The organism is Photobacterium sp. Ph5, assembly GCF_022129445.1.
GTDB lineage: Bacteria > Pseudomonadota > Gammaproteobacteria > Enterobacterales > Vibrionaceae > Photobacterium.
Genome location: NZ_JADQAQ010000008.1, coordinates 40962 through 54697, shown reverse-complemented (window position 1 = coordinate 54697; position 13736 = coordinate 40962). Strand labels below are relative to the sequence as shown.

Sequence of the window (13736 nt, the reverse complement as noted above, 5' to 3'; positions counted from 1 at the left end):
CCTACTTTTATAATTATATTCATCCTACGCTCTTATGGTCCGGCTTTATACTATAAACGTGATATTCCAATACAGCTGTTGTAGCGATAGATCAACACTCTTTAATAAAAATTGCTCAAATACCGATAACCAATGATGTCGCAATAGATAACATAATTACCCATACCAGTATTTCTAACACCTTCCATGCTTTAGGCTGCTTAAATAATGGAGCTAATAGACGCGATCCATAGCCCAACGAAAAGAAAAACACAAAAGATGCCGTGATTGCCCCTAACCCGAATTGCCACGCATAGGGTTGATATTGAGTAGAAATAGATCCAAGTAGCACAACTGTATCCAAATACACATGCGGGTTTAACCACGTAAAAGCCAAACAAGTTAGTACTGTTTTTAATAAGGAACCTGATGTTTTTTGATCGGTAAGCAAAGCATGATCCGTCATCAATGCTGATTTAAAACTCAACAGCCCATAAACTGTTAAGAAAATAGCGCCACCGTAACGCGCCACTGTTTCAATATCTGGATACTTACTGACAATAACGCCAAAACCAGCGACGCCAAAACTAATCAATAACGCATCAGATAATGCACAAACAATACAGACGATAAACACATATTGATTCTTAAGCCCTTGTTTCAATACAAATGCATTTTGAGAACCAATTGCCAGTATTAAAGATAAGCCAAGCGAAAAGCCTGCAAGAAAGGTTGTCATTAAAGTACATCCATGTAAAAAGTGACGAGTATTAGGTAAATACCATTTATTTGCGTAAGTTACAAAGTAGTTAATAAATCAGAAAAAAATGACTAATTTCACCCAGAAATAACAGCAATAATCCACCTCTAATCACACACAAACAGAGAGCTGTGTGCTTTTTCTACAAAAACACATGTAAAAAAACGCCACTATGGTTTTGCCTTTCAACAAGTCTAATTCATTATTTATTTCTAATAATCAATGCATTAGTTCCCCCCCCCACCATAATCACAACAAACCTAACAACAATTAATTATCGTTTTTAGATAATTTTTTATTCATTTAGTTTTGATTTATGACTATATTAGCAACCGAACCAACGCACAAGAATCATTAAATTATTAGAGGTATATAATGAAAAAAGTATTACTATTACTTGCACTTAGCTCTGTTTCTGTTTTCGCACATGCAGCCCCAGCTAAACATTCTGAGCAAATGCTGGCACAAGTAGATAGCATTACCGTTTATTCGGGTGACAATGTTGATAGCCAAAAACAAGCAGTTAAAACAATCAATAAAGCACTGGTACCAAGCTTTGAGAAATGTGCGGTTTACTTACCGAAAGGTGTATCAAAAGCAAGTACAACTATCACCCTATCTCGCGATGCTGATGGTAAAATGTCGATCGATTGCGCAGGCCAATAAACCTGATACAAATAAAAATACCGATCTGATGTAGGTCGGTATTTTTGTGTAAGAGTAACGACCTAATAAATGATTAGAGCAATTATGAACTAACTGAATTTGAGTTAGTTAAATAGCAAACTCATTTATATGACAGAAATGTATTAGTAGGTTACTTTATTTACGCTGGTAGCTATTAGGAAAATTAAGGATAACACCGTTTAAACTAATATTTCTTCATTAGAAAATATCGATCATGGCTCTCTGTAAAACCAGGAATTTTACCTTTAATCTCAAATCCCATTTTTTGATAAAAGTTAGGAGCCTGTATTGATAAAGTATCAACTTGTGCAGCAATACACCCTCTCATCTTTGCTTCAATTTCTGAGTGTTCCATCAACTTACGAGCTATCCCTTTATTTCTTTCTTTTTCATCAACCCAAAGTACATTAATTAAAAAATGTTTATAAATAGTAAAGCCTGTAATGCCACCAATGAGATTATTATTTTCATCACGATAGATTACAGATAATGACTGCTTTTTCTCATAACCTAAAGTGGATTCATTATGCTTTCGCACACCAGAAATAAGTGTTTCTAAAACTAAGGCATTTTCATCATTTAGAATTTCAAAATTCAATACTTAACTCCATTTAATTGTATTACGTTGTTTTTATAGCATATAAACGCACGCCTCAGCGAAATTACAGCCATAATCAGTGAGACTGGTTTAAAAAAATTCGCCCACGTTTTTTGTCCGCCTTAAAAAGCCTTGTTATATAGTAACTCCAATGCCTTGCGACATTACTTTCGCTCTAATTTATTCCTGAATTAAGAGCTACTAATCATCATGCCCAGAAAAATCCGGCATATCAGTCGATTTATTGAATGCAGCCCCACAGGTGGAGCAAATGTATTCGTTTTTTTCAAACACTGCTTTTTCTAAAGGCTCTCCGAAACATAGATTGAGAAAGCGCTTAGCTCCAGAAATAAAGCCGCTTTTAGCCTTTTGAACCTGATTGCTTTCACCTAATACTTGATGATTATGACGTGTAATTTTCCCACAATTATCGCAGTATAATTGATACTCAAAATTATCCATTACGAGGTTCCATTGTTTTAATTGAAGCGCCGTATACAAAAGTCTACAAACACGCACTCAACTGCAAATCTATATAACGTCTCAATAAGGGGCGTATATCAAACCATCCAAAACATCTTGAGTTCTTTGTATTCACAACACTTTGAAAAGCAGCCTCAGTGACAAAGCATCCCATTTATTGCCTTGTTCTCACTTCGCTTTCCTAATTGGTTGGCATCTAAATAACAAAAAACAACATACAAACATTAGTCCTGCTGCACTTAACTCGTTAAATCCGCATTGATTGACTAAAAAGCGACTGCCCGAAGCTGCAATAAATAAGATAGCTAAATAATAAACCTTAAATAGTTTTAACTCATGAGAGCATTTTTTGCATACTATTAGTTTTCCAGAACTGAAGTTGAACTTGTCCCTCACAGTCAAGGGCTCTGCGCAATTTGGACACTTGAACATATCCCCCCCATAATTGGTATTGTATAAATAACAAGCTAACACCGCCTATTTTTCGATGCAAAACGATAAGGATATACTTCGATGGAGTTCAAAATACTACCTAGCTATGACGCTGAAAATAAACGGCAAAGATTAGTTGGCTAAACTTGTTAGTCACGAACAAAGCCAAATGTTTTTTGTCCACCCTTTTTAATTTACCTTGTTATATGGCATATGTTTCAACATCACTTTTGTCACTAACAATCCTCATTACGTCTCCTATTCCACCAGCAAAATTAGCCGTGAGATAAATTCCTCGCTACACTGTTTCAAACTAATACAACAAGGAAAGTAAACGATGATCGAAAAAGGCCAAACATTACCAGCCGCAGTGCTAAGTGAACTCACACATGACGGTATGGTTAAACACGATACCGCTGAGCTTTTTGCCAACAAACGTGTTGTGCTGTTTGCTGTACCAGGGGCATTTACTCCTACTTGCTCTGAAGCCCATTTACCGGGTTATGTCGTGCTAGCAGATGAGATCAAAGCAACGGGCGTCGACATTATTGCGTGTGTATCTGTTAACGATGCCTTTGTAATGCAGGCTTGGGGTGAAGCGCAAAACGCATCTGAAATTATGATGTTGGGCGATGGTGATGGTAGCTTTACTAAAGCATTAGGGCTTGAAATGGACACAGATAACTTCGGTGGTATTCGTTCTCAACGTTATGCAATGGTTGTTGACAATGGCGTAGTAACTCAGCTAAACGTTGAAGAGCCAAAACAATTTGAAGCGAGTAAAGCGGAAACGATTTTAGCAAGCCTGAAGTAACCGCAATAAAACTTTAAACAACAATGATATGGTTCAGCACAGTGTTCGCTGAACCATTTTTATGCTTACCCAACCATTCCAACTCTTGAAAGCGATACCCAACGATTAATAGCTCGGTTTGAGAGCGTGTATAGCATCAACCAAATCACGAGTTGCTGTATCTTCAACGGATAGTGACGCCTTCATACATTTGCTAATGATAAGCTCCCTTACTAAATTAGTGACAATGTCACAATATTTCGCTGAGTTTATTTCTTAACCATTGGTTAGCTGAGTTATGTTCATCGCGCTTATGCCACATCATGATGTGTTTAAAAGGTTTAGAAGAAAATGGTAAAGGCAGAATTTGTAGGTTAAATAATGAGGCATATTTTTCAGCCATTAGTCGGCTAACTGGCGCAATGGCGTTGCTCTCTGACACTAACGTTAAGATTGAAACAATAGATGCGGTTTCACAGTCTAAATTTCTTGGCAGAAAACGCTCATCAGAGAAATAATTCATTTCAAGTAAGTCTATTCGTCTTTTCTGCATGAAGATTGTTTTTTCAGCATAAAACTGCGTTTGAGTGATTGTCTGTTGGATGTTGGGGTGTTCTTTGCGACAGACTACAACAACTTCATCATCGATAAATGATTGATAAGAAAAAGACGGATTACTGCGTAAACCAATATCAATGGCTAAATCTGCTTTCTGTAAACTTAGCTGAGATAGCAACTCTTCTTCTGTATTGGGCGTCATATAGAGATTAATTTTGCAATTACCCATTGTTGGGTCGAGCTCAATTTTATTTCTAATCGTGTGCATAACCACCTCATTTACATATACCGTAAACGTGTGATGATTTTGAATATCAAAACCCGCGATATTACCTAACGCACTTTGTACTGTTGTTAGCGCTGGCTCTATCTCATTCGCTAATTTAATTGCGGCATGTGTTGGGCTAATTCCGCGCCCTTCTCTTACAAAAAGAGGCGTTCCTAACTGGGATTGTAATCGCTTTAATACGCCACTTACCCCAGGTTGTGTTAAACCTAATGATTCTGATGCTAATGTAATAGATTGAAGCCGATACACTTCTAAAAATACCACCAGCAAATTCAAATCTAAATTTGGTTTCATCCTTGATCCCATACATAACCATTCGTTCATGCAATAATCGTCAACAATGCGACATAACATTAAGAAAAGGTTTTTAATTATTGCGTTGTTCGATTAAATGCATTACAAATCACGCGATATATTTTGTATAGCGTCGCGTGATTATTATTTATCTAAAAAGAAAACATCAGCAACTAAAGTAAGAATTTTGAGTATTTCATGCGACTGCTTGGGTAATTTGTAATACAATACACTACTTATACAAACTGAACTTTTTAGTAAATTCTCGTAATACTTCAGTATCACCAAACAAACAGACTCCCAAGTACTCCAAATCAGCTTCTTTCGTTTCTTTCGTCCTCAGTTGCTGTTCTGTTGATCCCCCATCTATCATAGTACTTGTAAAATCAGTGAATTTAATACCACGGCTCAAAGCCTCTTCTCTTACTTTACGTAATTTATTTGAATTATCAGCTTTCAACACAATGAATGGATAATGCGATAAACTCGGATGTACATTACCATCCAAATCAACATAATCTAGATAAGCACCTTCATCTTCAGACAGTTGTTTAGATAAACCGACACTCAAATGCCCAAGTACATTCAAGGTACGCCCTAAATCCATCTTTTTACTTAAAACTGAAATATACCTTTTCTGATTTTCATCAGGTAAATCAACCATAATATATCCTTATAAACTGGCCGTTCGTATTAGCCGTATCAAGCGTTTACGTAAAATACAACCATAAAAATTACTGTCATAATATATGTAATACTAAAATATCATACACTTGATAACAACTTTTAGTATTTTCGAGAATGAAGAAGGTAAGTACCGAATAAAATAATCCTGATTAACGACCATTGCAGTTTAAAAGATCTTTATTTTCAATTTATTTGTTTAGGCTATCGTTGATAGCCATTTAAATACATAAAAAATACGCTAATACAATATTGACTATTTGTTCTAAGCAAATATAAGCTTGCAACTCTGACGATATAAAGTATGACCATAAAAACATCCATTTTTATATAAAACTAGTATCTAGGATTTTAGTTACGTCATGAGTGTTAATAACAATATCACAATATTTCACTGAGTTTATTTCTCAGCCACTTGTTTGCAGGGTTATTATCACTACGCTTATGCCATACCATAAAATGTTTAAATGGTTTTGAAACAAAAGGAAGAGGCATTATTTGTAGGTTAAAAAGCTTCGCGTATTTTTTCGCCATTAATGCACTCACCGTCGCTATAGAATCACTTTCTGAAACCAACGCCAACATTGATAATGTTGATGCTCCCTCACAGGTTATTTCTTTCGGCAATAAGCTTTCATCAGTGAAGTAATTCATTTCGAGCAAGTCCATTCGCCTTTGTTGGATCGAGATTCTTTTCTCAGACTCAAATTGTTCTCGAGAAATGGATTGATGAACTCTTGGATGCCCTTTACGACATACAACCACAACATCATCATCAACAAATGGTTGATAGAAGAAAGCAGAGTTAGAGCGTACACCAATATCAATCGCTAAATCAGCTTTCTGCAAACTAAGTTGGTGTAATAATTCATCTTCTCTATTAGGCGTCATATGAAGATGAATCGAACAATTACCCAATGTTGTATCTGCTTCAATTTTAGAACGCACAATATGCATAATAATTTCATTTACATACACCGTAAAAGAACGGTGTGATTGAATATCAAACCCCGACACATTCCCTAATGCACTCTCTACCTGAGTTAACGCCGGTTCAACCTCATTCGCTAATTGTATTGCGGCATGCGTTGGACTGATTCCTCTCCCTTCCCTAATAAAAAGCGGCGTACCTAACTGAGACTGTAATCGCTTTAATGCACCACTCACTCCAGGTTGCGTTAAACCTAATGATTCTGACGCTAACGTAATGGAACGAAGCCGATACACTTCTAAGAAAACCACCAGTAAATTCAAATCTAGTTTTGACTTCATAGCTCGATCAACACATAAGTATTAGTGATATTTTAACTAAAATATACTTTATATATTCTTATATGTCATTGTCATAGACTACACATCTCGACAAGGTATTCACCTTCTCAAATTAATTTTAAATACTGTTAACCGAACGAATAGATAGATTCATCTTATATAAAAATAACGTATGTATTGATAATTAGAATTAACTATCACGAGGCTAACAGTACAGATATCAATAAAGGTATTAAGTAATGAAAAAGACACTAAAAACTATCACTATGGCCCTTATCTTATCAACGTCTTATGGTGTGTCTGCTGCAGATGGTGACTTTACTGGTAATGTATCCTTTCAGGCGCCACATACACATGCCACTAATGCTCAACGTGTAGTACAAAATGGAATTGCAGGCGACCATGATTCAAGCATTGTATTTACAGAAAAAGCATCTCAATTATCATTCGCTGAAAAGCTAGCTTCTAATGGCTAATAAGAAATAAGCTCACTATACATTTAATAAATAAAGCCGCTGCAATAGCGGTTTTATTTTTATAACTTCTACAGCATGTCGTTTATTGTTTTTTTGTTTCAAAACGTATGAAATGCATTTCTAAATCAATATCTATATCTACCCCCAAATTGAAGTTAACACCGATGATATTTTTTATCGCTGAAAGCCAGAATCTAAGGCCAGATTCATTTTCTTTAAGCACTCGGATCTGCCATTGGCCAGGGTAACGAGTAACAACATCTTTAAAAGCGCTTTTGCCAATTCCCTGCCCTTTGAATTTTCGTAATACAAAAAACTGTTCGATATCAAATACGTTTTGATTAGTGGGATACTTACGCACTAATACAAACCCAGCGAGCTCTTGATCGGCATAAATAAAATAAGGAATATGATCAGCGTGAGACCAATAACTATCTAAAGATTCAGCCTTAAACGCGTATACACCCTCTGCGTTTGGACTCCACCCCATAAACTCAGACATGTCATAAACGTAATAAGGAAACATGTTTTCCAAAATATGACGTGATTCCGCTTCGATTTGTTTAAGCTGTACTTCCATGTTTCTCCCGTTGCTAGAAATAACATTCTTAAATTTTAATGCTCTGTGCCTTCATACACCCACATTGATTCTGTTTTACCAGCTCGTTCAAAGCCAAGCGCTTGATAAAACGCAATGGCTTCACCATCGGCAGTCAACATTTGTTGGTGAAATCCACTGTATACAGACAACATTGCTTCCATCATTTTACGACCAATGCCAAGACCCTGATGTAAAGGGTGGACAAGCATATGAGGATAATACACAACAAGATGACCGTCAGTGATGGCGTTCCCCACTCCGACTAACCTACCGTTAGCACGAGCAGTAACCAAGGTATGAGAATTACGTAATGCAGCTAATAGTTGTTTTGGTTTATCTGCTGAAGACCATTCATTCGCCTGGTACAATGCGATAACTTCGGTTTCTTCAATCTCTCCATTAAGTTCAACTTGAAAATCCATCTCTGTATTCCTAATTTCTGTTATGCCAAATGTTTGTATCAACGTATTCAATAAGAATGTAACTTTAAAAACATTCTTATCTAATTGATAAAAAACGTAACATCACCAAAGGTAAAAATCTACAGGCAGTCAACATTCAACACTCATACAGTTAGCGTGGGTATTCTTATAGGGCATTATTTAATATAAGAAAAGATCCCGTAACATGTTTGAAAAAGTCTGCTATTGGCTTAAGCGGTTCATTCAAGATCCCTTCTCGCATTTCCTTATCGCTGGCACTGTGCTGTTTATTGGTTATTCACAGTATTACTCGTCAGCTTCTGTGAATACTATTTCAGTGACACCGTCACAAGTGCAGCAACAAAAAAAAGACGATACGCTTTATTTTGGTTCACCCCCGTCGAGTACAGCACTAAACAAAGACATTAACCATGTGGTGTTAAAACAAATGCTGTCTCAACAGGCATTAAAATTAGGCTTGGAGAAAGGCGATCCAAACTTAAATGAAATGTTGATGCAACGTTACCTGTCTTATGTATCTCAGTTAGCTAAGATCAATGCCACCAACACAACCTTATTACATCAAGACTATTTAACGCATAAACAGCATTATAAACATCCCGATATGTACTCATTGTGCTATCACTTTTTAACACCACAAGAAGTTCATCACCCCATTTCTACGATGGATTCTCAGCAATGTTTAAGCGATGTGAGTAAACAGGCATTACTGGCAAAGCTAGGTACAAAAACAGTAGACGTATTAGCAGCACTAGCACCCAACCAATGGTCTACACCGATTGATACTCCTTTTGGCGCGATAGCAGTAAAGGTACTCGATTATCAAAAAGCAGGCATATTGAGTTTTAAACAGGCCAAGCAGCAATTGGCACACGATTTTGCCCATGATGATGTTAATAACAAAATAGCCGCCGTTATTAAGCAATATCACATAGCATTACCCGCAGGTTCAGATTTTACCGTTAACACAAAGACACTATTAAACAATGTATAAGCACATCTCTTATTTTATGTGGCGCTTAGTTGTTGGCACAGTCGTTGGCGTCATGGTTTCGGTAATAATGACACCATTAGCAATGGCGCATCCTTATCAACCCTCTGTGGGTTTGATCACGCAGCTAGATAATCAACAATATAAGTTGGCATTAAAGCTTCCGGTGATTGCAGGAGAACATACGAAAATTACACCAACCTTAACTAATGGTGGTACGGTACGTTTATTGTCATCACAGCGAAGTGACAATGGTTTCGGAATGGATGAACAAGATTATTTTCTGCAACTTAAAGCGAATGCATCATCACCAACTCTTGTATTTAACGGGCTAAAAACAGGCCAACTACTCACGCAGTTAACGCAAAAAGACGGACAAGTTAGTACGCTTGCGCTGTATAAAGGGCACAACCGCCTACATTTAACCGATAAGATCTCGATTTGGACAACGATAAAGCTCTTTGTCACGCTTGGTATCACCCATATATTAACGGGGATTGATCACCTAATGTTTGTGGCGGGCTTATTGTTATTTACGCGCGATTTTAAAACCTTCTTAAAAGCCATAACCTGTTTTACTTTAGCCCACAGTATTACGTTAAGTTTGTCTGCGCTTAATCTGGTACACATTCCAGAACCCCCTGTAGAAACGGGAATTGCACTGAGTATTTTGTTTTTGTGTTACGAGCTTACACGCCCTTATGATAAACGACATCCAACATTAAGCCGAAAATTTCCATGGATAATTTCGTTTTCCTTTGGTTTGTTACATGGGTTGGGGTTTGCCAGCGCATTAAAAGAAGTAGGATTAAGCCAAACCAGCATTCCGTTAGCCCTCGCCTGTTTTAATATCGGGGTTGAGATTGGGCAATTGATCTTCTTATCGTTTCTTATCGTGCTATTGAAATTGTGCGCTAAAGTGCCTCTATTTCATCATACGTTGTTTCAAAAAGTACCTTTATACACCATGGGGGTCATGGCGTCTTTTTGGTTTATTCAACGGGCGTACATTATGTTTCATGTTTTATAGTGGAAGTTACTTGGGTATAAAACGTAAACAAATATTGTATTTTTGCTGCTAGCTTGCATTAGCCAATACTGTAATAGTGGCAAAACAAAAATAAAAACTGAAGTTAATAAAGGAAGTCATCATGTATATAGCAATGAATCGTTTTAAAATCCGTTTAGGCTCTGAGCAAGAATTTATCGATATCTGGAAGAACCGCGATACCTACCTAGATACCGTACCGGGTTTTCAATCATTCAACTTGCTTCAAGGTGCATCAAACGATGAGTACACCCTGTTTGCATCGCACTCAGTATGGGATTCTCGCCAAGCGTTCGAAGACTGGACCCAATCAGAAGCATTCCGTAAAGCTCATGCTAATGCTCGCGGTAATAAAGATATTTATTTAGGTGCACCAAACTTTGAAGGGTTTGAAATCTGCCTGTAAATTACACTCCTTTTTAAATAAACACCTAAACATTGTTTATCAACGTTTAGGTGTTTTTATATCTGCGCATAAATTACTTTTCATCAATCATTATTTTTATTCTAATTACTTTAAATATAACTGTATTCATTTTCTTAACTTACATTTAAACGTAATTGAATATCCATAAACATCATCACTATTTATACTAAAAAATAATTAATATTAGGAGATTTTATTATGCTTTCTGGATATGAAGATATTGTCATTGAGCTTAAAGAGAAAAATACAAAATTCTCTTCATTATGTTCACAATACAACGCATTAGATAAAGCAATAATACAACTTGAACATAACTTTGATGACATTTTAGAACTAAAACAATTGCAGTTAGATCTAAAAGAAAAAATATTATTGATTATCAGAATTGAAAAAGAGAACAAAGCACAAAAACACGAAAAAACATTAGCAATGGAAAGTACTTGTATTGACTGGGATAATCTTGAGCAAGATGATTTTGCTAACTAACTCAACGTGTTAAAAATTAAATATCAATTAAAACAATGGAATAATAGCTATGGGTGTAAAAACATTAGTCGCATCAACATTAATGGTTATGTCTTTAAGTGCAAGTGCCTTTGCATCAGATCTTTATCATGAGACGACACCAGTATTTAAAAATACCGTCAATGGTAATTTATTAACAGGTAAAGATGGATTAGCGTTATATACTTTTATTAAAGATTATAAGCAAGGTTCTATTCCACCAAAATGTACAACTAAGGAAGATAATAAACCTTTAGGCTCATGCTTAGCTCGCTGGCCAGCCGCAACCGTTTCAATGGTACAGCTTAAAAGCTTAACATCTAAAGATAAAGCTTATGGCGGTGTCTATAATAATGAATTACATAAACTTCAATTAACATACGACGGTTTACCTGTTTATTACTGGTTTAAAGATACAGCTAAGAATAACTTTACGGGTGATGGCGTTGGCAAAGCATGGGCATTAATTGAGCAAGGTAAAACACCTATTAATTTTTCTGGACTTAATAAAAAATAACACCTTAATTATATTATTACAAAAATAGCAATATATGGATAAGTGAGATATTAATAACGGTTTAAACGTAGCTTATAATTTTCAATACAAACTTAAACCCAAACACTTTGTATACAAGTGTTTGGGTTTTCTTATCCAACGGACTGAAATAACGATCGAATTAAACCATCACTAACAGCTTGATGTTATAAACCACCCGATAAATCAAGGTAGTTTCCAGTCGAAAATGATGATTTCTCTGAGGCTAACCAGTAAATGGCTTCTGCGACTTCTTCCGGTTCTCCACCTCTTTGCAAAGGAATTTTACTCTTCAACCTTTCTATACGTTCTGGCTCACCACCATCGGCATGCATCTCGGTATGAATTAACCCCGGCCGCACACAGTTTACACGGATCCCTTCGGCTGCTACTTCTAATGATAACCCTTTGGTTAAGGTATCAATTGCCCCTTTTGACGCTGCGTAATCGATATATTCATTTGGTGAGCCCGTACGTGCCGCACCAGAGGATACATTAACGATCACTCCGCCATTACCACCATGACGAGTAGACATACGCTTCACAGCTTCTCTACTACAAATAAAGTAACTGGTAACATTATTAAACAGTATTTCGTTAATCCGATCTGCAGTCATTTCTTCTAATCGTGATTGCTGCTTTAAGATCCCAGCATTATTAACAAGAACCGATATCGCGCCTAATTCCTTATCAACAGTCGAGAACATACGAATAACGTCAGCTTCGTTAGAAACATCTGCTTGAACCGTAATACACCGACCACCTTCAGCAATGATCCCTTGGGCAAGTGTATTGGCTGCCTCTGAGTTCGATTTATAATTGATACAAACGGCATAGCCTTCTTTGGCAAATAACTTGGCCGCTGCAGCGCCAATTCCTCTTCCACCACCTGTAATAACAACTACTTTTTGAGCGCGCATTGATCTTCCTTTCTTATATTTGCCATACACTTCTACACACATAAGATGAAGAATAGAGCCATTCATTTATCTCATGTCTGTTTCTGTACTGACTTTACTTCTTAATACAAATATCTGCTCCAGATAGCACGATGCTTTATCTCAACTAAACGCATCGCTTTTAAGAGCAGATAATCCACCCTACAACGCCTCATTTCACACGTAACATATTTGTTATAATTTTATTTTTTATTATGAACCAAGTTAACTTTTGTAACTTTATTTCATAATTAGATCAATTATGAACACATTAATTGCCTATAAGCATGTAAATAAACACTTTTGGTAACGAAAGGATTCATTGAAGGGATGTTGTTGAAAGTTTATAAGCAAAGAAGGTAGGTATTTTCAAGACAATCACAGTTAGTACAAGAGTAGCTTAAGCATGATTTTGGTTCTTTTTTATACTTTCACCAGTATGTATTGATCTATTGAATACCGCCTAAATACTGAAGAGTTCTTTAAACATCACAAGATAAAACACCACCGCGATAGCCGCTAATAGCCAAGCTAATACAGTAAAAACGATGCCCAAATACATCACTTTCTCGCTAACTAACTTAGAGATCAGCTTTACAGAAAGATAAGATGAAACGATAAAACCAGAAGCGACTATCAGCAAAACAACATTGATGAGAGGATGGCTAAGACTCTCACCATGAAGCAACATATAAGTACCAATCGTTCCCGCAAAAGACAGTACGGGGATCAGATATAAAATCAGAAATATCGCTGCAGTACTCACATTTACTCCATCTTGGTGTAGGCGCGAAGACAAGTTGCCTGCCATTTAAATTTAAAACAGCACCTTACGCACCTAGCCTTGTAAGGTAAACGTGCTACGACGATATATGCACATAGTCGTGCGTTATATCGCATTCGACACAAACTCATTCAACATATTCGGAACAATAAGTTGAATT

18 protein-coding genes are annotated in these 13736 nt (G+C 36.5%); 8 read left to right on the top strand and 10 right to left on the bottom strand.

From position 1 onward, the window contains the following. Positions 1 to 115: 115 nt before the first annotated feature. Positions 116 to 718 carry a LysE/ArgO family amino acid transporter gene (locus I3259_RS05180; protein WP_238028645.1) on the bottom strand — a complete coding sequence of 201 codons (603 nt, stop codon included), beginning with the start codon at positions 716 to 718 and terminating at the stop codon, positions 116 to 118. A gap of 396 nt (positions 719 to 1114) precedes the next feature. On the opposite strand from I3259_RS05180, the gene I3259_RS05175 reads away from it, so the two are divergent. Beyond that, positions 1115 to 1405, top strand: a complete 291-nt coding sequence (locus I3259_RS05175; RefSeq protein WP_238028644.1) for a hypothetical protein — start codon at positions 1115 to 1117, stop codon at positions 1403 to 1405. A 205-nt stretch (positions 1406 to 1610) separates the two neighbouring features. On the opposite strand, the gene I3259_RS05170 is transcribed toward I3259_RS05175, so the two are convergent. Further along, entirely contained in the window at positions 1611 to 2024 is a 414-nt protein-coding gene (locus tag I3259_RS05170) for a GNAT family N-acetyltransferase (protein ID WP_238028643.1), read from the bottom strand. Positions 2025 to 2225: 201 nt separating this feature from the next. Further along, positions 2226 to 2486: a hypothetical protein gene (locus I3259_RS05165; RefSeq protein ID WP_238028642.1), complete on the bottom strand. Its 261-nt coding sequence runs from the start codon at positions 2484 to 2486 to the stop codon at positions 2226 to 2228. Between the two features lie 790 nt (positions 2487 to 3276). Between I3259_RS05165 and I3259_RS05160 the strand changes: the two genes are divergently transcribed. Continuing rightward, positions 3277 to 3753 (top strand): peroxiredoxin, encoded by a 477-nt coding sequence (locus I3259_RS05160; protein WP_238028641.1) that lies wholly within the window; start codon positions 3277 to 3279, stop codon positions 3751 to 3753. Positions 3754 to 3982: 229 nt separating this feature from the next. Here the strand turns inward: I3259_RS05160 and I3259_RS05155 are convergent, their stop codons facing one another. From I3259_RS05155 to I3259_RS05145, 3 genes are all read right to left on the bottom strand, one after another. Then, positions 3983 to 4873 (bottom strand): LysR family transcriptional regulator, encoded by an 891-nt coding sequence (locus tag I3259_RS05155; protein WP_238028640.1) that lies wholly within the window; start codon positions 4871 to 4873, stop codon positions 3983 to 3985. Positions 4874 to 5105: 232 nt separating this feature from the next. After that, positions 5106 to 5537 carry a DUF2000 domain-containing protein gene (locus tag I3259_RS05150; protein WP_238028639.1) on the bottom strand — a complete coding sequence of 144 codons (432 nt, stop codon included), beginning with the start codon at positions 5535 to 5537 and terminating at the stop codon, positions 5106 to 5108. 401 nt (positions 5538 to 5938) lie between these two features. Next, a complete protein-coding gene (locus I3259_RS05145) occupies positions 5939 to 6829 on the bottom strand; it encodes a LysR family transcriptional regulator (RefSeq protein ID WP_238028638.1) in 891 nt (296 codons plus the stop codon). 239 nt (positions 6830 to 7068) lie between these two features. Between I3259_RS05145 and I3259_RS05140 the strand changes: the two genes are divergently transcribed. Continuing rightward, on the top strand, positions 7069 to 7305 hold the full coding sequence (locus tag I3259_RS05140) for a hypothetical protein (RefSeq protein ID WP_238028637.1): 237 nt from the start codon (positions 7069 to 7071) through the stop codon (positions 7303 to 7305). Between the two features lie 82 nt (positions 7306 to 7387). On the opposite strand, the gene I3259_RS05135 is transcribed toward I3259_RS05140, so the two are convergent. After that, positions 7388 to 7885 (bottom strand): GNAT family N-acetyltransferase, encoded by a 498-nt coding sequence (locus I3259_RS05135; protein WP_238028636.1) that lies wholly within the window; start codon positions 7883 to 7885, stop codon positions 7388 to 7390. 35 nt (positions 7886 to 7920) lie between these two features. Further along, the gene (locus I3259_RS05130; RefSeq protein WP_238028635.1) at positions 7921 to 8328 is read right to left on the bottom strand and encodes a GNAT family N-acetyltransferase; all 408 of its coding nucleotides are present in this window, start codon (positions 8326 to 8328) and stop codon (positions 7921 to 7923) included. A 205-nt stretch (positions 8329 to 8533) separates the two neighbouring features. On the opposite strand from I3259_RS05130, the gene I3259_RS05125 reads away from it, so the two are divergent. The 5 genes from I3259_RS05125 (at position 8534) to I3259_RS05105 (ending at position 11836) form a co-directional block, all read left to right on the top strand. Next, the gene (locus I3259_RS05125) at positions 8534 to 9343 is read left to right on the top strand and encodes a peptidylprolyl isomerase (RefSeq protein ID WP_238028634.1); all 810 of its coding nucleotides are present in this window, start codon (positions 8534 to 8536) and stop codon (positions 9341 to 9343) included. Next, entirely contained in the window at positions 9336 to 10370 is a 1035-nt protein-coding gene (locus tag I3259_RS05120) for a HupE/UreJ family protein (RefSeq protein WP_238028633.1), read from the top strand. Before I3259_RS05125 ends, I3259_RS05120 begins: the two co-directional genes overlap by 8 nt. 121 nt (positions 10371 to 10491) lie before the next feature. Continuing rightward, entirely contained in the window at positions 10492 to 10794 is a 303-nt protein-coding gene (locus I3259_RS05115) for an antibiotic biosynthesis monooxygenase (RefSeq protein ID WP_238028632.1), read from the top strand. A 219-nt stretch (positions 10795 to 11013) separates the two neighbouring features. Then, positions 11014 to 11301: a hypothetical protein gene (locus I3259_RS05110; protein WP_238028631.1), complete on the top strand. Its 288-nt coding sequence runs from the start codon at positions 11014 to 11016 to the stop codon at positions 11299 to 11301. A gap of 49 nt (positions 11302 to 11350) precedes the next feature. Next, a complete protein-coding gene (locus I3259_RS05105) occupies positions 11351 to 11836 on the top strand; it encodes a hypothetical protein (RefSeq protein WP_238028630.1) in 486 nt (161 codons plus the stop codon). A gap of 185 nt (positions 11837 to 12021) precedes the next feature. On the opposite strand, the gene I3259_RS05100 is transcribed toward I3259_RS05105, so the two are convergent. Next, entirely contained in the window at positions 12022 to 12774 is a 753-nt protein-coding gene (locus tag I3259_RS05100) for an SDR family oxidoreductase (RefSeq protein WP_238028629.1), read from the bottom strand. A gap of 481 nt (positions 12775 to 13255) precedes the next feature. Next, the gene (locus I3259_RS05095; protein ID WP_238028628.1) at positions 13256 to 13558 is read right to left on the bottom strand and encodes a hypothetical protein; all 303 of its coding nucleotides are present in this window, start codon (positions 13556 to 13558) and stop codon (positions 13256 to 13258) included. Positions 13559 to 13736 lie beyond the last annotated feature (178 nt).